We start from the raw sequence: 20732 nt of genomic DNA on the forward strand, positions 1-20732 counted from the left end.
TTTAATTTATGGTTTTTTACCATCGTGTTTCATTTTTTTCCACTGATCAAATAGTTTCTTTTTAAAATCTTCTTCAGCTATTTTCAGTAAGAGTATTTTTTTTGGTGAAATTATTTTTTTTAGTTTCACATTTAGCTTAACTTCTTCTTCATGTAATTTGTTTTCAGCACTTGCAATCTCTTCTAAAAGTTCACTGGCTCTTTTATCGGTAAGTGTAGCGATGTTGTTTTTTATTTCACGACGAATATTTCTTAAATCTTCATATTTAATCTTACCAGTAATATCGTCATAAGCATTATAAACGGGCCAAAATTTTTGCGCTTCTTCTTGTGTTAATTCTAATCTTTCGGTTATAAAAGACACTTTTAGTGCTTTAATTCTATCTTTTTTACTTTGGGAAAAAGCGCTCAAAGCTATTAATAAAGCAATAATAGGGAGTATTATTTTTTTCATAAGGTCTGTTTTATTCATTTACTAAGTCTCCAATATCTAAATTATTTAATAAATAGTTTTCGATATTTTCATTGTCAAAATTATAGTCAATAAAATCTTCTTCTTTTAAATCTTCTTCTGATAATAAAGATGCTATTTCATACGAGCCATAATCTTCAGCTATTATATAATTTTCTACGGTTTCTGTATCCAATTTATTCCAACCAGCGTCTTTATTAAAAATGGATAAATTAAACAATAGTAAAATGGCTGCTGCAATACTAGAAACGTAGATTACCGTACGTTTGTTAAATAGTGAAATAACTTTTGATGATTCTTGTTCTGAAACATTTGTAATAATACGTTTTTCTAAAGCTTCAAAATACCCTTTTGGGACATTAAAACCAGGGTTTTTAATGGTTTCCTTAAGCTTAATTTCGCTCAATATAACATCGTCAAGATTAGCAAAGTAATCTTTTGGTGTTTTAAAACCAGTTTTTTTAATGTTATGTAAGTTATTTTTATCCATCCTATTATTAAGACTGTTTTTTTTATTAAAGGTTTAATCTTTAGTTAAATAGCTTTCAATTTTTTTTACCGCTAAATGATAAGAAGCCTTTAATGCACCTTCACTTGTTTCTAATATTTCAGACATATCGGAGTATTTAATGTTCTCAAAGTATTTCATATTAAAAACCAATTGTTGTTTTTCTGGTAATGTGGCTATAGCCTTTTGTAGCTTTAACTGAATTTCATCACCTTCAAAATATACATCAGAAGCTAAATTAGTTATCGCCAATTGTTGTACCTCTTCGTTAGTTATTTGCAATTGTTTTGCTTTGTTGTTTATAAAAGTAATAGACTCATTAGTTGCAATGCGATACATCCAAGAATACAATTTACTGTCGCCTTTAAACCCGTTAATGTTTTTAAAAATTTTTATAAATGTATTTTGAAGCACATCATCGGCATCGTCATGCGATTTAACAATATTTCGTATATGCCAATACAAGCGCTCTTTGTAAAGCGTTAAAAGGGCTTTAAAGGCTTGATTTTTATGGGTTTCTGACTTTAATTGTTCTAACAGTTCTAATTCGTCTGTCACAAAATATATTTTGTATTTAGACTAATAAATATACTAAAAGTTTAATCAAAATTATTTTCATTCTTTTGGTAATATTGTAACCTTTTGATATACAGAGATATAAATATTAAAACATCGATAAAGTGTAATTAAAATACGATTAAATGCATTTTTTCTTGTAAGATTAGTTTTTATGATTTATGTTTGTACCAGAAACCTACTTATGTTGTTAGTCGTCCCCAAGTCTAACAAAAACAAAAAAAAGGATAGATGCCCAAATCTCTATCCTTTTTTAATTTTATAAAGTTAGGTGTTTACTCAAAACTTTGCATATCCACAAGCTTTTTATACACCCCATTTTTTTCAATAAGTTCGTTATGTTTTCCTTGTTCTACAATTTCACCTTTGTTAAGAACAATAATTTCGTCAGCATTTTGGATGGTAGATAACCTATGAGCAATTACAATTGAGGTTCTGTTTTTCATCATATTTTCTAAAGCTGCCTGTACTAAACGTTCGCTTTCGGTGTCTAAAGCTGAGGTTGCCTCATCTAGAATCATAATAGGAGGACTTTTTAGAACCGCCCGGGCAATACTTAAACGTTGTTTTTGTCCGCCAGAAAGCTTGTTTCCAGCGTCACCAATATTAGTTTCAATTGTATTTGGTAAATCTTTTACAAATTCCCAAGCGTTAGCAACTTTTAAGGCTTCAATAATATCTTCGTCTGACGCTTTTTCATTACCTAATTTTAAATTGTTCTTAATACTGTCGTTAAACAAAATAGCATCTTGGGTAACAATACCTAACTGTTTACGTAGCGAAGCGATGGTTAAATCACGAATATCAACACCATCTATTAAAATTGCGCCTTTATTAACATCATAAAAGCGTGTAACTAGGTTAGCTAGCGTTGATTTTCCACTTCCAGATTGCCCAACAAAAGCTATCTTTTTTCCCTTAGGGATGGTTAACGAGAAATCTTTTAAAACATACTCGTTTTCATATTTAAATGATATGTTTTTAAATTCAATTTCAGAATTAAATCCATCTTTGATTATGGCGTTTTCTTTATCTTTTAGTGGGTTTGGTGTGTCAATTATTTCTTGAATTCGTTCTGCAGCGGCATTCCCTTTTTTAATGTTATAGAGGCCACGTGAAATAGCTTTTGCAGGTGTTAGAATATTATATGAAAGACCCATATACACTAAAAATGTACTACCATCTAGATTGGCATCGCCTCCTAATACTAAATTCCCTCCGTACCATAAAATTACAGCAATCATACAGATTCCTAAAAATTCACTTGCTGGAGATGCTAAGTTTTGACGATTTAATAGCTTATTTGAAAAGTGATAAAAACGGGATGTAGATTCTTGAAATTTTTCATTGAATTTATCTTCAGCATTAAAGCCTTTAATAATTCGTAAACCCGTTAATGTTTCTTCTAAGGTAGATAAAAAAGTACCTTGCTCTTTTTGAACCCTATCTGATTTTCGTTTTAAACTTTTGCCAATTCTTGATATTATAATACCCATTACTGGAATAAACACAAAAACAAATAGCGTAAGTTTTGCGCTTATAATAAGCATCGCTGTAATAGTAAATATAATAGTTAATGGTTCTCTAACCAGAAGTTCTAAAACAGATAAAAAGGAGTATTGCAACTCTAAAACATCACTAGTTACTCTTGATAAAATATCACCTTTGCGTTGTTCAGAGAAATATGATAAAGGTAAATCAACGGTTTTTTTATAAACCTTATTTCTTAGATCTCTAATCACACCATTTCTCAAGAACACTAGAAAATAATTAGCGAGATAAGCAAATACATTTTTTAGCAAAAACATGATTATAATAAGACCTACAACAAATATGAGCGCTTTTGATTTATCACCACCTGTAAATTGATTCATTTCATAAGCTAAATAATTTTCAGCGTAGTGTCCTATTTCCATAAGGCCTTCATAAACTGGTTTAGAGGTTGGAGCAACTTTGTCTTTTTCAAAAATAACATCAAGCATTGGCTTTAATGCTATAAAAGAAAGTGTACCGAATAAAGCAAAAAACACATTAGAAATAATGTGTCCTATAGCATAACTTTTATACGGTTTTGCGTATTTTAAAATATTATAAAAATGGTTCATTAAATAAGGTTCATGTCTTTTAAAATGGCTTCTGCTTTAGCATCCAACTGTTTTTCTGTTTCTTTAAAATTATCAACCGATTTTAATGTAGTATTTACGCTTACATAAAATTTTATCTTTGGCTCGGTACCACTTGGTCTTAAAGCTACTTGACTGCCATCTTCAAGATAATAGATAATAACGTTTGATTTTGGTATATCAATTTTAGATTTTTCACCTGTTAGCATATTTTTAGACACAGATAAATCATAATCTTCAATTTTAGTCACTTTAGTTCCGTTTACTATTTTAACTGGGTTTTCACGAGCATCGGTCATCATCTGTTGTATTTCCTGTGCGCCCTCAATACCTTTTTTAGTAAGTGATACTAATTTTTCTTTATAGCAACCATGCTCAACATAAAGCTTTAAAAGTTCTTTGTAAAAAGAACTACCGTTTGACTTTGAAATGGCAGCTATTTCACAAGCTAAAAGGGTAGAGGTTACAGCATCCTTATCGCGAACAAAATCACCAACCATATAGCCAAAACTTTCTTCACCGCCACCAATAAAGCTTAGCTCAGGAAAGTCCTTAATTAACTTAGCTATCCATTTAAAACCTGTTAGTACAATTTTACTATCTACACCATAAGCATTGGCAAGTTTAGTTAACATGGGTGTAGAAACTATTGTAGAAGCAATAAATTCTTTTCCTTTTATTTTACCATCGGCTTTCCATTGTTTTAATAGAAAATCGGTCATCATCAACATGGTTTGGTTGCCATTAAGTAATTGTAACTCATTTTCAGAGTTTCGTACTGCTACACCTAAGCGGTCACAATCAGGATCGGTACCAATTACAATATCAGCGTTTACTTTTTTAGCTAGTTCTAGAGCCATTTTAAGTGCAGCTGGCTCCTCTGGGTTTGGTGATGCAACTGTTGGAAAATCTCCATTTGGAACTTCTTGTTCTTTTACAATATGTACATTTTTAAAGCCTGCTCGTTTTAATGTTTCAGGAACAGCGGTAATTGAGGTTCCGTGAAGGGATGTGAATACGATGGTTAAATCGTCTTTAGCGGCTTGAGTTGCTCCAACACTACCATTTTTAACAGATGCATCTATAAAAACATTATCAACATCTTTTCCTATATAATGAATGAGTTTATCGTTAGGTTGAAACTTAATATCTCCATATTTTAAATTGTCTATAACTTCTATAATTTCGCCGTCTTGCGGTGGTACTAATTGACCACCATCTTGCCAATAAACCTTATAACCGTTGTATTCAGGTGGATTGTGAGATGCAGTTAATACAATTCCACAATGACAATTTAAATGCTTTACTGCAAATGATAGTTCTGGTGTAGGGCGTAAATCTTCAAACAAATAAACTTCAATGCCGTTTGCTGAAAATACATCGGCAACCACTTTAGCAAGTGTTTTACTATTATGTCTACAGTCATACGCAATTACAGCTTTTGGTGTTTGGTTTGGAAACGCTTTATTTAAATAATTGCTTAAGCCTTGGGTGCTTTTTCCCAATGTATATTTATTAATACGATTAGTTCCAACTCCCATAATACCACGCATTCCACCAGTACCAAATTCTAAATCTTTGTAAAAACTTTCTTGTATATCTTTTGGGTTATTGGCTATGCTTTCTTTAATAGTATTTTGTGTTTCACTATCAAAAACTGGTGTTAACCAAGTATTAATTCGGTCTAAAATTTTTGGCTCAATGTGTATCATAATGCGTTAATTAATATAATTTTTCAAAAGTAAAGGATAGAATTGGAGTAATACTTAAAGTTTCTCGTTTCGATTGAAACGAAACTACATTAAATTTACTAATTTAAATTTAATTCATCCTTAATTAAATATCGTTTTTTGTCAGGTCTATTTCGTAAAACAATTTCGCCTAAAAATCCAGCAACAAAAAATTGTGTGCCAATAATCATAGTAGAAAGTGCAATGTAGAATTGTGGGCGTTGAGTTATTAATCTACCGCTTGGGTTTAAAAATAACTTGTCAACACCTAAATATAATGCAAAACCAAATCCAATTGCAAACATAATAACACCTAAGGCGCCAAATAAATGCATAGGACGTTTGCCAAAACGCGATAAAAACCAGATAGTAATTAAATCAAGGAAACCATGAATAAAGCGATTCATTCCAAATTTTGTTTCGCCATATTTTCTGGCTTGATGTTGAACTATTTTTTCACTAATTTTTGTAAAACCAGCATTTTTTGAAAGCACTGGAATGTAGCGATGCATTTCACCATTAACATCTATGTTTTTTACAACATCTATATGGTAAGCTTTTAAGCCACAATTAAAATCATGAAGTTTAACTCCTGATGTTTTTCTTGCTGCCCAATTAAAAAGTTTTGAAGGTAAATTTTTAGAAATAACAGAGTCGTAGCGTTTCTTTTTCCAACCCGATACTAAATCGAAGCCATCGTTTACTATCATACTGTAAAGTTCAGGAATTTCGTCTGGGTTATCTTGTAAATCGGCATCCATGGTAATAACCACATCGCCTTGAGCTTTTTCAAAGCCAGCATGTAAGGCTTGTGATTTACCAAAGTTTTTTAAAAACCGAATGCCTTTAACCGATTTGTTTTTTTCTGAAAGTTGAGCAATTGTTTTCCAAGAATCATCGGTACTGCCATCATCAATGAAAATGATTTCATATGAAAAATGATTGGATTGCATAACTTTTGCAATCCAATCATGTAATTCTGTTAAAGAGTCTTGTTCGTTGAGTAGTGGTATGACTACTGATATATTCATTTAAGTATTTTCAAATATTATTTTCAAAAATACTGAATTTATGCTTCGTCTGGATTATTTTTTTTAACAACTAAAGCCACTATTAATCCTACGATACTATATCCTATAAGCTGAAAAGCTAAAGATTGCAAAACTTTACCGATTGAAAACATGTTTTCTTGGGCTTCTAATTTCTCTACAGCTTCAGCAATAGCTTCTTCTGGTGCACCAAAATTTTGCATCATTTGCACTTGAGAATCCATAATTTTTTCTTTTAAAGTATTTGCTGCTTCAGGATCAACAAAGTTAAAAATGATGATACTTACAACAGTGCTTATCACTAAACCTAGCGCTACTGTTATAAAATAAGAGGTGAAGGCATTTTTAAAACTTATAAATCCACCTAAAAGTCCTTTAGACTTCATTGCAGAAATGATGCCCATTACAATTACAAGAATTAGCATGCCAATACCAAACCACCATTTAGTAAATAAATCAAGGTTAACATAACCTAATACAGTTAATAAAGCTAGAGCCACACCTAAGTATAAACCCCAATTTGTAGCTAAAGATTTAATAGATTTTTCCATAATATTCCGTTTAATTTGTTAGTTGAATAGTTAGTAACCAAAGATACTAAAACGTTACAGAATACATAAAAATAAAAAATATTAAAAAGTATTGTGAGTTTACAAAAATTACGTAAATTTGCACTTCCAAAATTGAAAAGAATAAAAAGCATTTAGCGATGAGAAAAGGTATACATCCAGAAAATTATAGAGTAGTAGCGTTTAAAGATATGTCTAACGACGATGTGTTTTTAACAAAATCTACTGCCGATACTAATGAAACAATTGAAGTTGATGGTGTTGAGTATCCATTAGTGAAAATGGAGATTTCTAGAACATCTCATCCTTACTATACTGGTAAATCTAAATTAGTAGATACTGCTGGTCGTATTGATAAATTCAAAAACAAATACGCGAAATTTAAAAAATAATTTCTGTGTTACGTTATACTTATTAAGCCTTTCAACCGAAAGGCTTTTTTATTTTATACAATTAAACTACTTTTGATAATGTTAATCAAGGCTAAATTTATGTATAAAACCCTATTTAGCTTATAACTTTCAGCTTACAAATGAACTACATTCTTTTTGACGGTCCTTCTCGAAACAATTTGTTACCATTTACGTTTACCAGACCTGTTGCCGAAATACGTGTTGGGATATTAACCATTAGAGAAAAGTGGGAAACTTTTTTAGACACCACGACTACCACTATTACTGAAGATTATTTATCCGAAAAATATCCGATGGTTGAAATGGACGAGAATGTGTTGATAAATGCTTCATACCTCCCAAATTTGGAGTTGGTTGAAATGATTAAAGATTTAAAAGAAAATCAAGCCATTTTTAAAGATGAAGATGTCATTGCATTTTTTACAAAAGAGGCTCAAGAAGACATTGATTTTAATACGTTTGAAGCTATTGAGTTTAGTGAAGCTATTATAAAAATTGAAAACACTTGGGATATTTTCTCCAAAAATGGAGAGGCAATTCAAGAAGATTTCAATTTAATTACAAACAACCGAAAATCGCAACCCATACCATCTAGCAATAACATTATTGCAGCTGAAAACATCTTTATTGAGCCAGGAGCTAAATTAGAGTTTACAACACTAAATGCAACAAATGGACCTATTTATATAGGTAAAGATGCCGAAATTATGGAAGGTTCTATAATTCGTGGACCTTTAGCTTTATGTGAAGGTAGCATTGTGAAATTGGGAGGCAAAATTTACGGGCCCACAACTGTGGGACCGCACAGTAAAGTTGGAGGTGAAGTGAATAATTCGGTTCTTTTTGGATATTCAAATAAGGGGCACGATGGCTTTTTAGGAAATTCAGTGCTTGGAGAGTGGTGCAATTTAGGGGCCGATACTAATACCTCTAATTTAAAAAATAATTACGCTGAAGTAAGACTTTGGGATTATCAAACCGAAGCTTTTGCAAAAACAGGATTACAGTTTTGTGGGCTTATGATGGGTGACCACAGTAAATGTGGTATAAACACCATGTTTAATACTGGAACTGTTGTTGGTGTCAGTGCTAATATTTTTGGCAGCGGTTTTCCAAGGAATTTTGTCCCTAGTTTTAGTTGGGGAGGTAGTGGTGGATTTACGACCTATTTAACTAAAAAAGCTTTTGAAGTGGCTGAGGTTGTAATGAGTAGACGCCATGTTGAGTTTTCTGAGCAAGATAAAGCGATTCTTGAACACGTTTTTGAGGAAACAAAGAAATATAGGCGCAATTAATTTTATACTTTATCAATGCTAGGACTACTACTTATTTATTTTATTGGGAAGCGTTTTTACGACCTTTCGGTTGAATTCAATCAAAACAAATGGCTATTTGCTATTTTAGGTGTTATAGTTTACTATGCCGCTGGATTCATATTTGGGATTATTGTTGCGATTTTAGATGTGTATGTTTTTGATTGGGGAATTGATTGGGAAAATAGTTTTGGTGTTAATTTATTAGGATTGCCGGTTGGGTTATTAACTGTTTGGGGATTATATATACTGTTGCAAAATAAATGGAAAAAATCAGTTGTGTTGATTAAAGATGAAATTAATGATATTGGCAGAAATATAGACGATAATTAATCTTTTTGAACATATCTTAAATCTAACATATTAATAGGGTTAATACCCAAACCCTTTATATTTTTTCTAGTAAATCTTATTACTTCGTCATAATACAACGGCACCATTATAGCGTGTTCCATAGCTATAGAATCTATAGTCGTATATATGTGCTTTCGTTCTTCAATATCTATAATCGTAAAAGCCTTATTGTACAAACTATCAACAGTGGCATTTTTAAAATGAAAATAATTGGAACCGTTTGGAGCAAAATTTTCACTATAAAATATGGATAAATAATTTTCGGCATCTAAGTAATCCGCAACCCAAGAACTTCTAAACATATCTACTTTGCCATTTGAACGCGCTGTTCTTAAAGTAGCTTCAGGCATAACATCTACATTAATTTTAAGGCCGATTTTTTCAAGTTCTCGTTGAATAAATTCGCAAAAACTTAGGTAATTACTTGTAGTAGTTAATGTAATTTCAGGGTTTCTAATTCCAGTTTCATTTTTAAATTGCTCAATAAGTTTTTTTGCTTTTTCCGGTTGGTATGTAAACCCAATAAGTTCATCAAATCCTTTTAACCCCATAGGTATAAAACCACCATTAGCAGGATTGCCAATACCATTCCGTAAATAAAGCATCATTTTTTTTCTATCAAAACCATAATTAATCGCTTTTCTTATAAGTTTTGATTGAATTTCGGGTATTTTAGAGTCTAAATAAAAACCAAGATATTCAGAATTTAAATATGGACCGCGTATCATATCAATACTAGAATTGTAATTTTCTCGAAGGCGTCCATCACTTGTTAATAGTTCGTCTTTATAAGAAGCATCTAAACTATTTAAAAAGTCAATATTGCCCTGAACAAACTGTAAAAATTCACTCTGTTTATCTGGTAAGAAAGTTATGGCAACAGCTTCTAAATAGGGTAGATGGTTTCCAGTTTCATCAGTTTCAAAATAATCATGATTTTTTCTAAAAACGAGTTTAATGTTTTCTTCCCATCTTTTAAATTTAAAGGGTCCAGTACCAATTGGATTCGACCTGAATTCCGAACCATAGTGCTCAACAATCTCTTTTGGTACAACTGAGCAATATTTCATGCTTAATAAACCAATAAACGCCGGAAATGGCTGTTTTAATTTAATTTGAAAAAGCGTATCATTAATGGCTCTGAAATCTTGTACTTTATTTAAAACCCAGCTTCCTGGAGCAGCAACCTTTTTGTCTCTTAATCGGTTTAAACTATATTCAAAATCTGAAGCATTAACAATTCTGGTAGAATCTTTTCCAAAAAGTTTATGTTTATGAAAATAGACGTCGTTCCGCAGTGAAAATGTATAAACTGTTGCATCCTCAGAAATCGTCCAATCTTTAGCAATACAAGGTGTAATATTCAAATCGCTATCCATTTGTACCAGCCCATTAAACAACTGATTAGCAACCCAGGTATCTTGTAAAGTTCTAGAAAAAGCGGGGTCTAAAGTGTTAATATTAGCATGTTCGTTATACCTAAAAACTAAATGATCTTTGCTTGAAGTAGAACTATCATTGCAGGATAAAAAGAAAAATGCAACACAACTTATTGATAAATAGATTATTAATTGCTTTAAATTAGGTTTTATCATATAATTTAATAGTTGTAAATTTGCAGTCTTTTAACGGTAAAGATAAATTTTAAAAAATCTTGAAACAAGTTCAGGGTGATAAATTATAATGAAGAAGAACGTCGCATTTTATACGTTGGGTTGTAAGCTAAATTTTTCAGAAACCTCTACCATTGCCAGAAGTTTTAAGGATGAAGGCTTTAACAGAGTAGATTTTTCGGAAAAGGCGGATATCTATGTAATTAATACCTGTTCGGTTACCGAAAATGCAGACAAACGATTTAAAACCATTGTTAGGCAAGCTCAGAAAGCAAATTCAGAAGCATTTATAGCTGCAATAGGATGTTATGCCCAATTAAAACCGCAAGAATTGGCGGATGTAAATGGTGTAGACTTAGTTTTGGGAGCTACAGAGAAATTTAAAATTACCGATTATCTAAACAACCTTTCAAAAAATGATTTTGGTGAAGTACATTCTTGTGAAATTGAAGAAGCCGATTTTTATGTAGGGTCTTATTCCATTGGTGACAGAACCCGTGCTTTTTTAAAAGTACAAGATGGGTGCGGTTACAAATGTACTTACTGTACCATTCCTTTGGCACGAGGTATTTCGCGTAGTGATACTATGGACAATGTTTTGAAGAATGCTCGAGAAATTTCTGCTCAAAACATTAAAGAAATTGTATTAACAGGAGTTAATATTGGGGATTATGGAAAAGGTGAGTTTGGTAACAAAAAACATGAACATACGTTTTTAGATTTAGTAACAGAGTTGGATAAAGTTGAGGGTATTGAACGCCTTCGTATTTCCTCTATCGAACCAAATTTGTTAAAAAACGAAACTATTGATTTAGTATCGAAATCTAGAGCCTTCGTACCTCACTTTCATATCCCATTACAATCTGGGAGTAACGATATTCTTAAAAAAATGAAGCGACGTTACATGCGTGAATTATATGTAGACAGAGTTTCAAGAATTAAGGAAGTAATGCCTCATGCTTGTATAGGTGTTGATGTTATAGTTGGTTTTCCAGGTGAAACTGATGACCATTTTTTAGAGACTTATAATTTTTTAAATGAACTTGACATTTCATACTTACATGTGTTTACATATTCTGAGCGAGATAATACAGAGGCTGCAGAAATGGATGGGGTTGTGCCACGGAATGTTCGAAACAAACGCAGTAAGATGTTACGAGGATTATCAGTTAAAAAACGTCGGGCATTTTATGAAAGTCAAATAGGAACAAATAGAACTGTGCTATTTGAAAGCGAAAATAAAGAAGGTTATATACATGGTTTTACAGAAAACTATGTGAAAGTAAAAGCACCTTGGGATCCGGAGTTAATAAATACATTGCATGAAGTTGAGCTTACTAAAATTGATGATGATGGTTTGGTGCGGTTTGAATTCCTTAAAATATTAGTTTAATAAAAAAACCGAAACTTCAAGTTTCGGTTTTTTTTATTACTCTCTAATTGAGTTTGTTATATTCTTACTCCAACAGGAAGCATACGTTTGTATTTTCGGTTACATCTAACAAATTTAGCTATTTCAGGACTAGTAGGAACAATGCTTAAGTTTCTTTCATTTATTTGTTCAAAAACAGCACTCAAAAACTCTTTTTTAAAATCCTCTCCTTTAATTTCTTCTGGAATTATAAGCTTAGTTAAAAAAATCTTCCTCTCTTGCAGTGAATATTCAATTTTGGCTAAATGGTTATCGATTTTTAGTTCAAATTGTCGTAAAAAATCGTTGTCAATAAGTTCAGCTGCATCAACCATAGTATAAATTGTTTAAATTATTCGGAATGACAAAAAATAGTGAAGACTATTTTATAAGTTTGCGGTGCAAAAGTACGAAAAAAAACGTTACCAATTGTCAAATATTAAGTTAATCTCTTCAAAAATAACCTTTTATAAATTATTTTTTCGATTGATTAAACTAAAAGTCATTTTATAGATAATGCACAATGATATAATACATGTTTATTTAATGCCAGGAATGGCGGCAAGTTCGAAAATATTTGAGCATATTAAGCTACCTGAAGATCAATTTAAAATTCATTTATTGGAATGGATTATTCCTCTTGATCATGAATCAGTTAGTGACTATGCATTGCGTATATCTAAGCATATTGAGCATGAAGACATTGTTTTAATTGGTGTATCCTTCGGAGGAGTGTTGGTACAAGAGATTAGTAAACACATATCGGTTAAAAAATTAATCATTATTTCTAGCGTAAAATCTGTAAATGAACTCCCGAGACGAATGACGCTGGCAAAAGCAACCAAAGCATATAGACTTATACCAACCAAACTGGCAAGTAATATTGATATTTTTGCAAAATATGCTTTCGGTGAGAATGTAACAAAGCGTTTAGAGTTGTATAAAACCTATTTATCAGTTAACAATCCTAAGTATTTAAATTGGGCTATTAAAAATATGGTTTGCTGGAATCAAAAGGTCTGCAACCCTGATATTGTTCATATTCATGGGGATAATGATCCTGTTTTCCCAATAAAATACATTCAGAATTGTATAACGGTGAAAGGAGGAACCCATATTATGATTATAAATAAGTATAAGTGGTTTAATGAAAATTTACCAAAAATTATTTTAGACAAGTAACCAAATAATAATTATCTTTATAAAAACTTTTTAAAAGATGAAGACAGTACAAAAAGTATTGGCGTTTGTAGGATTATTAAGTTTATGCACCATATTTATATTTGCCCTACAAGATGCCCCAACCGATGAAAATTTTGAAACAAAACTTATAAACGATTACAACGTTTATGCGTTACAAGTGCCAGAAAATTTAGACTTTGCAGGCGAGCCTGTTCCTCTTAAAAATCCAGATATTTTGGAACGAATGGATAGAGAATTGCTAGTGAATACTTATTGGCAATCTAATGGATTGTTAATGTTTAAACGCGCAAAGAAATATTTTCCAGTAATTGAACCTATTTTAGCAAAACATGGTATTCCTGACGATTTTAAATATTTAGCAGTTATTGAAAGCGGGCTTACAAATGCGGTTTCTCCGGCTGGAGCACGTGGCGTTTGGCAAATTATGCCAGCAACAGGAAGAGAAAATGGCTTAGAAGTTAATGATAATGTTGATGAAAGATATCATTTAGAAAAAGCAACAGAAGTAGCTTGTAAATACCTTATAAAATCTAAGGAGGACTTAGGATCTTGGACACTAGCTGCTGCAGCTTACAACGCTGGGAATGCAGGAATCTCTAGAAGATTAGAAGAACAAAATGTTTCAGGTTATTATGATTTATTGCTAGGTGAAGAAACAGGGCGTTATTTATTTAGAATTGTTGCTTTAAAAGAAATTTTATCAAACCCAGCTAAATACGGTTTTAATTTTAGAGAAAAAGATTTATACACAAATGTTCCTACTTATAAAGTAGATGTTGATACGGCAGTAACAGATTTCACCAAATTTGCCCAAAATTTTAATATAAATTATAAAATATTAAAACTTCATAACCCTTGGTTGCGTGAGCCACATTTGAATAATAGATCTAGAAAATTATATCAAATAGAAATCCCTAAAAATGGCTACTATCAATAATAATTTATTGATATGCTAGATTTTATAAAGGAAAATATTTGGAATATACTTATTGTTTTAAACTATGTAATTGCGGCTTCTGCAGTAATTACAATCCTTCTAAAAAATATTAACCCTACAAAAACACTATCCTATATTATAGTTTTAGTGTTTTTTCCTTTTTTAGGGATAGTGGTTTATTATTTATTTGGGCAAGAGTATCGAAAAACAAAAATCTTCAACCGAAAATATATACTTAACAAAAATGTTGTTAAATCAATTAAAGAGGAATTAGAGTTTAATAGAAAGGAATTAGAAAAAGTAGATCGATATCTAGAAGATAAAGTAAAGTTAGTTAAGTTAATTCACTGTAATGAAAACGAACCATTAACTTTAAATAATAAGATTGATTTACTTAAAAATGGAGATATTAAATTCGAATATCTAATAGAGGATATAAAATCTGCTGAACATCATATTCATTTTGAATATTATATTATAAAAGATGATACTATAGGAACACAAGTTCTAGACCTGTTGTGCGAAAAAGCCAAAGAAGGTTTAGAAGTTAGACTTATTTATGATGATGTTGGTACCAGTATTTCAAATAAAATGAAATCGAAATTAACAAATTCAGGAGTTTTACATCATCCTTTTATGCCAGTTTTATTTTCTGGATTAACTGGTAAAATGAACTATAGAAATCATCGAAAAATAGCTATAGTTGATGGTAAAATTGGTTATGTAGGAGGAATCAATGTTGCAGATAATTACCTTAATGATAATAATTCCAAAGGCTATTGGAGAGATACACATTTAAGAATTGAAGGAGATGCTGTTAAATCACTTCAAATACATTTTTTATCTTCATGGGATTTTGTATCAACCGAAAAACCTAGTATCAAAAAAACGTATTTTCCTGAAATAAAGCCTAGAAAAACGAAAGTCCCTTTGCAAATTGTAGCTAGCGGTCCGGATACTGATTGGGCTAATATCATGGAAATTATATTAACGGCTATTTCTACTGCAAATGACTATGTGTATATAACAACACCTTATTTTGTTCCGAACGATGAAATTATTTCTGCATTACAAATAGCTGCAAAAACTGGTGTAGACGTTAGGTTAATTATACCAGAAAAATCAGATTCTTGGATTGTTAAGCATGCGTCAAATTCATATTTGGATGCTTTATTAAAAACAGACATAAAAGTGTACAAGTATAATAAGGGCTTTGTGCACGCTAAAACTATTGTTGTGGATGATGTTTTTTCTTCAGTCGGTACGTCCAATATGGATTATCGAAGCTTTAATATAAATTTTGAAATAAACACATTAATTTATGACAAAAAGAATAGCAAACTTTTAAAGGAACACTTTTTAGAAGATATGAAAAACAGCACCCAAGTAAATTATGACACCTACTTAAAACGATCAAAGTTGGATAAGGTGAAAGAGTCTTATTGTAGGCTTTGGTCGCCTTTAATTTAACCTCTTCTTTTTTGCGCTCTTATAGAGCCACCACTACCAAAATGTTGGTTAGGCATTTGAGCACGCTTCATGTTTTCCTTCATCATTTTAATTTGCTCGGTAAGCATACCTTGTTTGTCTAATTTTTGAGCTTCCGTAAGTAGTTTTTGTGCTTCTTGTTTTCTACGTTTAGAAAATGCAATACCAGCTAAATTTAGTTTAGCCATGGCAATATCATGTTTCATTGATAAACCTAAAGAAATAGCTTTTTTAAAGTATTTTTCTGCTTCATTCATATTGCTTTGAGACACCATAATACCATGTAAATAATTATAGTAACCTTGTTGCTTTTTTACTAATGCAGATTCTGGGTTTTTAATTTTATCTAACCATTTTTTAGCCCCTTCAAAATCTTGCTTTCGTAATCTTAAAAAAGCAAGTAAAATAAACTCATTTTTAAAGTAAAGAAATACAAAAATTAAAGATAATAGGATGAGCATGATACCATTACCAATATAACCTTCTGTAAATTGATAAACGGCGTAAGCTATAAGACCGAAAGCTATGATTAGTTTTATAATTTTATTGTACATTTTAATAAAGTATTTTATGTAATTCGGATGCTTTTCAGCTTAAAACTGACATCAGTTTTTATTTAGACTGCAAAGAAACTAAATTTTTATTAAAAAAAAGGCATACTAAACAAACAAAACATTTGCTATTAAGTTAAATAAACATAGGTGTTTACAGCATATTTTAAATGTAAAATATAAATAAAAATATTTTTTTAAAAAATGATTTGCAAAGTAATAAAGGCTTTGTATATTTGCCCTCAGTTTTGGAGAAGCCCAAAGTTTAAAAATTACATTTCAGATTTAAAGATATAAGATAATGAGTAAAAGAACATTTCAGCCTTCTAAAAGAAAGAGAAGAAACAAACATGGTTTTAGAGAAAGAATGGCTTCTGCCAACGGTAGAAAAGTTTTAGCGCGTAGAAGAGCTAAGGGAAGAAAAAAATTATCTGTGTCATCTGAAGCAAGACATAAGAAATAATGATTAACAATTGTTGATAATAAAAAGGTGTTACTTAAGTGTAATGCCTTTTTTTATATCTACTGATTACTATTTTTGCAACAAATTATAATTCAACACATAACCATTAAAAATGCCGAAAAACGAAAAACTTAAATCTATTTTAATTATCGGGTCAGGTCCTATTGTTATTGGACAAGCATGCGAATTTGATTACTCAGGATCTCAAGCATTAAGGTCGTTGAGAGAAGATGGGATAGAAACTATTTTGATTAATTCTAATCCTGCCACTATCATGACCGATCCTACTATGGCAGACCATATTTATTTATTACCACTTACTACTAAGTCGTTAATTAAAATTCTAAAGGAACATCCACAAATTGATGCCGTTTTACCAACAATGGGCGGTCAAACAGCGTTAAATTTATGTATAGAAGCAGATGAAAAGGGTATTTGGGAAGATTATGGCGTGGAGTTAATTGGTGTAGATATCAATGCCATTAATATTACTGAAGATAGAGAGCAATTTAGAGAATTAATGGGTAAAATAGGTGTTGAAATGGCACCCCAAGCTACGGCAACATCCTTTTTAAAAGGAAAAGAGATAGCTCAAGAGTTCGGATTTCCCCTTTGTATTAGAGCATCATACACCCTTGGTGGAGCTGGAGCTTCAATTGTTCATGATGAAAAAGATTACGATCAATTATTACGTAGAGGTTTAGAAATTTCCCCAATCCATGAGGTGATGATTGATAAAGCTATGATGGGCTGGAAAGAGTATGAGTTAGAGTTACTTAGAGATAAAAACGACAACGTAGTTATTATCTGCTCTATTGAGAATATGGATCCTATGGGAATTCATACAGGGGATTCTATTACGGTTGCACCAGCTATGACACTTAGCGATAGGACTTATCAAAAAATGCGAGATATGGCTATCAAAATGATGCGAAGCATTGGTGATTTTGAAGGTGGTTGTAATGTGCAATTTGCTGTAAGTCCAGATGAAAAAGAAGACATCATAGCCATCGAAATTAACCCTCGTGTATCGCGTTCTTCAGCATTAGCTAGTAAAGCAACTGGTTATCCTATCGCGAAAATAGCAACAAAATTGGCTATTGGTTATACTTTAGATGAATTAAGTAATCAAATTACAAAATCTACTTCGGCTTTATTTGAGCCTACTTTAGATTACGTAATTGTAAAAATACCTCGTTGGAATTTTGATAAGTTTGAAGGTTCAGACAGAACTTTAGGCTTACAAATGAAAGCCGTAGGAGAGGTTATGGGTATTGGGCGCTCATTTCAAGAGGCGCTTCATAAGGCTACACAATCCTTAGAAATAAAAAGAAACGGTTTAGGTGCTGATGGTAAAGGTTATAAGGATTACAACCAAATAATTGATAAGTTAACTAACGCAAGTTGGGATCGTGTGTTTGCTATTTTTGATGCTATCGAAATAGGTATTCCTTTAAGCCAGATTTATGATATCACTAAAATTGATATGTGGTATTTAAAACAATATGAGGAGTTGTTTCAACTTCAAAAGGAGATATCAAAATTTACAATTGATACTATAGAAAGAGATTTACTTCTTGAAGCAAAACAAAAAGGATATGGCGACCGTCAAATTGCGCATATGCTAAATTGCCTTGAAAGTCAGGTGTATAACAAAAGAGACGAATTCAATATTCAACGCGTTTTTAAACTAGTTGATACTTGTGCTGCGGAATTTGAAGCAAAAACACCATATTACTATTCTACTTTTGAAAGCGAAATGGAAACCGCTGATGGAAATCGTTTTGCTCATAATGAAAGTGTTGTAACTGATAAAAAGAAGATAGTTGTTTTAGGTTCTGGGCCTAACAGAATTGGACAAGGAATTGAATTTGATTATTGTTGTGTACACGGTGTTTTAGCCGCTTCTGAATGTGGTTATGAAACGATTATGATTAACTGTAACCCTGAAACTGTTTCAACTGATTTTGATATCGCTGATAAATTATACTTCGAACCTATTTTCTGGGAGCACATTTACGATATAATTAGACATGAAAAACCTGAAGGTGTTATTGTACAGTTAGGTGGACAAACGGCATTAAAATTAGCAGAAAAACTAACCAAATATGGTATTAAAATTATAGGGACTAGTTTCGAGTCTTTAGATTTAGCTGAGGATAGAGGAAGTTTTTCAAAATTATTAAAAGCCAATAATATACCTTATCCAGAATTTGGAGTAGCCGAAAACGCTGATGAAGCTCTAGCTTTAGCAGATGAGTTAGACTTTCCTATTTTGGTAAGGCCATCTTATGTACTTGGTGGTCAGGGTATGAAAATCGTTATAAATAAAGAAGAATTGGTTGAGCATGTTGTTGATTTACTTCGAAAAATACCAAACAACAAGTTATTATTAGATCATTATTTAGATGGTGCTATTGAGGCAGAAGCTGACGCTATATGTGATGCCGATGGGAATGTGTATATCATTGGAATTATGGAACACATAGAACCATGTGGTGTACATTCAGGAGATTCTAATGCTACTTTGCCTGCTTTTAATTTAGGAGATTTGGTAATGCAACAAATTATTGATCACACACATACTATAGCAAGAGCATTAAACACGGTTGGATTAATCAATATCCAATTCGCAATTAAAGATGATATCGTTTTTATAATTGAAGCGAACCCTAGAGCTTCTAGAACGGTACCTTTCATTGCAAAAGCATACAAGGAACCTTATGTTAACTATGCTACAAAAGTAATGCTAGGTGAAAAGAAAGTAACCGATTTTGTTTTTAACCCTCAATTGGAAGGTTATGCGATAAAACAACCTGTGTTCTCTTTCAATAAGTTCCCTAATGTAGATAAGAGATTAGGACCTGAAATGAAGAGTACTGGAGAGAGTATCTTATTCATCGATAGTTTAAAGGACGATGAATTTTATGAGTTATATTCCCGTAGAAAAATGTACTTAAGTAAATAAATAAAGAAAAAGCCGCTTAATAGCGGCTTTTTTAATTTAGTTTGAGGCTGAAAACAAAGGAAACATTAACACTTTCTGAAATTTTGTTTTTTACTATTTTCGGAATCTTAATGTCAAAATCCGAAGCATTAACATCAAAGTTCCCGGATATTTCAACAACATTATTATCTAAAGAGTAGGTTATAGGTACTATTTGTATTCGCTTCGATTTTCCATGGAAAGTTAAAGTGCCTTCTATCCAATTTTCATTTGAATCATGAATTATTTTTCCTTTAAAAGTTGCTTTTGGAAATTTAGTTGACTCCGCATAATTTTCATTAAAATGCTCTTCCATTAAAGCGTTTTTAAATCGAAAACCCTTAACTAATACTAAAGCAGCAAATTCACTATTCTCAGCATTAAAAATGGCTGTTACTGAATTATTTTTAGCTCTAACTTCTTCGAAGGAGGGTACAGATGCTTCAAAATTAACGCTACCAGTTTTGGTAATGTACTTAGCTTGCGAAAATATATTTAAGCTTAAAAGGGCAATTAAATAAACAAATGATTTCATCTATAATGTTGCGTAACGAGTTAAAATTATAAATTGGGTGAAAAACACATTAGTTTTCTAAAAAGCCATCATTAACCCATTGTTGCACCAAAGCTCTATTAGCTTGCGACATTAATCCGCCTTGTGGCATTGGATTATTAGCATCGTTAATTCTTTGTATTAAACCTCGATTTTCAACGGCACTTTTTACCTCTGCATAGGTTGTTAACGACATAGGGGCGCCATTTGTAGTTGGGTTTCCATGACATGATGTACAAAAATTACTCATAATGCTTTGTATGTGCCCATTGTAAGTTACATTACCTGATGGATTAGGGTTCGGATTTGGATTTGGTTCAGCAGAATCATCACTACTTGAACAACTAAATATCAATAATGAAATTGATAAAACGTAAATTAAATTTTTAATATTCATAGCATTGGTTTTTAAATTATTTTT

Annotated in this window: 21 protein-coding genes; 9 read left to right on the forward strand and 12 right to left on the reverse strand. The window is 31.6% G+C overall.

The annotated features are described in order from the left end of the window. Positions 1-6 precede the first annotated feature (6 nt). The 7 genes from L3X39_RS11995 to L3X39_RS12025 all read right to left on the reverse strand — a co-directional run bounded on the left by L3X39_RS11995 (position 7) and on the right by L3X39_RS12025 (position 7008). On the reverse strand, positions 7-453 hold the full coding sequence (locus L3X39_RS11995; RefSeq protein WP_237232039.1) for a sensor of ECF-type sigma factor: 447 nt from the start codon (positions 451-453) through the stop codon (positions 7-9). 10 nt (positions 454-463) lie between these two features. Beyond that, positions 464-961, reverse strand: coding sequence for a hypothetical protein (locus L3X39_RS12000; RefSeq protein ID WP_237232040.1), 498 nt, complete (start codon positions 959-961; stop codon positions 464-466). Positions 962-994: 33 nt separating this feature from the next. Continuing rightward, complete coding sequence (locus L3X39_RS12005) at positions 995-1537, reverse strand: RNA polymerase sigma factor (RefSeq protein WP_237232042.1); 543 nt, start codon at positions 1535-1537, stop codon at positions 995-997. A gap of 293 nt (positions 1538-1830) precedes the next feature. Continuing rightward, a complete protein-coding gene (locus L3X39_RS12010; RefSeq protein ID WP_237232044.1) occupies positions 1831-3660 on the reverse strand; it encodes an ABC transporter ATP-binding protein in 1830 nt (609 codons plus the stop codon). Next, on the reverse strand, positions 3660-5390 hold the full coding sequence (locus L3X39_RS12015) for a phospho-sugar mutase (protein ID WP_237232045.1): 1731 nt from the start codon (positions 5388-5390) through the stop codon (positions 3660-3662). Before L3X39_RS12015 ends, L3X39_RS12010 begins: the two co-directional genes overlap by 1 nt. 98 nt (positions 5391-5488) lie before the next feature. Beyond that, complete coding sequence (locus L3X39_RS12020) at positions 5489-6439, reverse strand: glycosyltransferase family 2 protein (RefSeq protein ID WP_237232046.1); 951 nt, start codon at positions 6437-6439, stop codon at positions 5489-5491. Between the two features lie 38 nt (positions 6440-6477). Next, positions 6478-7008 (reverse strand): DUF4199 domain-containing protein, encoded by a 531-nt coding sequence (locus tag L3X39_RS12025; RefSeq protein WP_237232047.1) that lies wholly within the window; start codon positions 7006-7008, stop codon positions 6478-6480. Between the two features lie 158 nt (positions 7009-7166). Between L3X39_RS12025 and L3X39_RS12030 the strand changes: the two genes are divergently transcribed. From L3X39_RS12030 to L3X39_RS12040, 3 genes are all read left to right on the forward strand, one after another. Further along, the gene (locus L3X39_RS12030; protein ID WP_167918659.1) at positions 7167-7418 is read left to right on the forward strand and encodes a type B 50S ribosomal protein L31; all 252 of its coding nucleotides are present in this window, start codon (positions 7167-7169) and stop codon (positions 7416-7418) included. A gap of 140 nt (positions 7419-7558) precedes the next feature. Next, a complete protein-coding gene (locus L3X39_RS12035) occupies positions 7559-8734 on the forward strand; it encodes a GlmU family protein (RefSeq protein ID WP_237232048.1) in 1176 nt (391 codons plus the stop codon). Positions 8735-8749: 15 nt separating this feature from the next. Beyond that, positions 8750-9085 carry a hypothetical protein gene (locus L3X39_RS12040; RefSeq protein WP_237232049.1) on the forward strand — a complete coding sequence of 112 codons (336 nt, stop codon included), beginning with the start codon at positions 8750-8752 and terminating at the stop codon, positions 9083-9085. Here the strand turns inward: L3X39_RS12040 and L3X39_RS12045 are convergent. Then, positions 9082-10701: an ABC transporter substrate-binding protein gene (locus L3X39_RS12045; protein ID WP_237232050.1), complete on the reverse strand. Its 1620-nt coding sequence runs from the start codon at positions 10699-10701 to the stop codon at positions 9082-9084. The genes L3X39_RS12040 and L3X39_RS12045 overlap by 4 nt on opposite strands. Before the next feature lie 88 nt (positions 10702-10789). Here L3X39_RS12045 and mtaB point away from each other — a divergent pair, with 88 nt between their 5' ends. Continuing rightward, complete coding sequence (mtaB, locus tag L3X39_RS12050; protein WP_237232051.1) at positions 10790-12112, forward strand: tRNA (N(6)-L-threonylcarbamoyladenosine(37)-C(2))-methylthiotransferase MtaB; 1323 nt, start codon at positions 10790-10792, stop codon at positions 12110-12112. 56 nt (positions 12113-12168) lie between these two features. Here the strand turns inward: mtaB and L3X39_RS12055 are convergent, their stop codons facing one another. Further along, positions 12169-12465 (reverse strand): N-acetyltransferase, encoded by a 297-nt coding sequence (locus tag L3X39_RS12055; RefSeq protein ID WP_237232052.1) that lies wholly within the window; start codon positions 12463-12465, stop codon positions 12169-12171. Between the two features lie 181 nt (positions 12466-12646). Here L3X39_RS12055 and L3X39_RS12060 point away from each other — a divergent pair, with 181 nt between their 5' ends. From L3X39_RS12060 to cls, 3 genes are read left to right on the forward strand one after another with little or no spacing between them, the layout of a single operon-like run. After that, positions 12647-13312: an alpha/beta hydrolase family protein gene (locus L3X39_RS12060; RefSeq protein ID WP_237232053.1), complete on the forward strand. Its 666-nt coding sequence runs from the start codon at positions 12647-12649 to the stop codon at positions 13310-13312. 37 nt (positions 13313-13349) lie between these two features. Further along, positions 13350-14270 (forward strand): lytic transglycosylase domain-containing protein, encoded by a 921-nt coding sequence (locus L3X39_RS12065; protein WP_237232055.1) that lies wholly within the window; start codon positions 13350-13352, stop codon positions 14268-14270. A 12-nt stretch (positions 14271-14282) separates the two neighbouring features. Further along, positions 14283-15740: a cardiolipin synthase gene (cls, locus tag L3X39_RS12070; protein WP_237232057.1), complete on the forward strand. Its 1458-nt coding sequence runs from the start codon at positions 14283-14285 to the stop codon at positions 15738-15740. Here cls and L3X39_RS12075 read toward each other — a convergent pair. Then, positions 15737-16312 carry a DUF2892 domain-containing protein gene (locus L3X39_RS12075; protein ID WP_237232060.1) on the reverse strand — a complete coding sequence of 192 codons (576 nt, stop codon included), beginning with the start codon at positions 16310-16312 and terminating at the stop codon, positions 15737-15739. The two genes, cls and L3X39_RS12075, sit on opposite strands and share 4 nt — an antisense overlap. A 298-nt stretch (positions 16313-16610) precedes the next feature. Between L3X39_RS12075 and rpmH the strand changes: the two genes are divergently transcribed. Then, on the forward strand, positions 16611-16772 hold the full coding sequence (gene rpmH / locus L3X39_RS12080) for a 50S ribosomal protein L34 (RefSeq protein WP_076700048.1): 162 nt from the start codon (positions 16611-16613) through the stop codon (positions 16770-16772). Positions 16773-16884: 112 nt separating this feature from the next. After that, positions 16885-19740 carry a carbamoyl-phosphate synthase large subunit gene (carB, locus tag L3X39_RS12085; protein ID WP_237232062.1) on the forward strand — a complete coding sequence of 952 codons (2856 nt, stop codon included), beginning with the start codon at positions 16885-16887 and terminating at the stop codon, positions 19738-19740. Between the two features lie 31 nt (positions 19741-19771). On the opposite strand, the gene L3X39_RS12090 is transcribed toward carB, so the two are convergent. Both L3X39_RS12090 and L3X39_RS12095 read right to left on the reverse strand, forming a co-directional pair. After that, on the reverse strand, positions 19772-20293 hold the full coding sequence (locus tag L3X39_RS12090) for a YceI family protein (protein ID WP_237232063.1): 522 nt from the start codon (positions 20291-20293) through the stop codon (positions 19772-19774). 49 nt (positions 20294-20342) lie between these two features. Next, entirely contained in the window at positions 20343-20708 is a 366-nt protein-coding gene (locus L3X39_RS12095; RefSeq protein ID WP_237232064.1) for a hypothetical protein, read from the reverse strand. Positions 20709-20732: the final 24 nt, after the last annotated feature.

The sequence above is a fragment of the Flaviramulus multivorans genome (assembly GCF_021728415.1).
Taxonomy (GTDB): Bacteria; Bacteroidota; Bacteroidia; order Flavobacteriales; family Flavobacteriaceae; genus Sabulilitoribacter; species Sabulilitoribacter multivorans.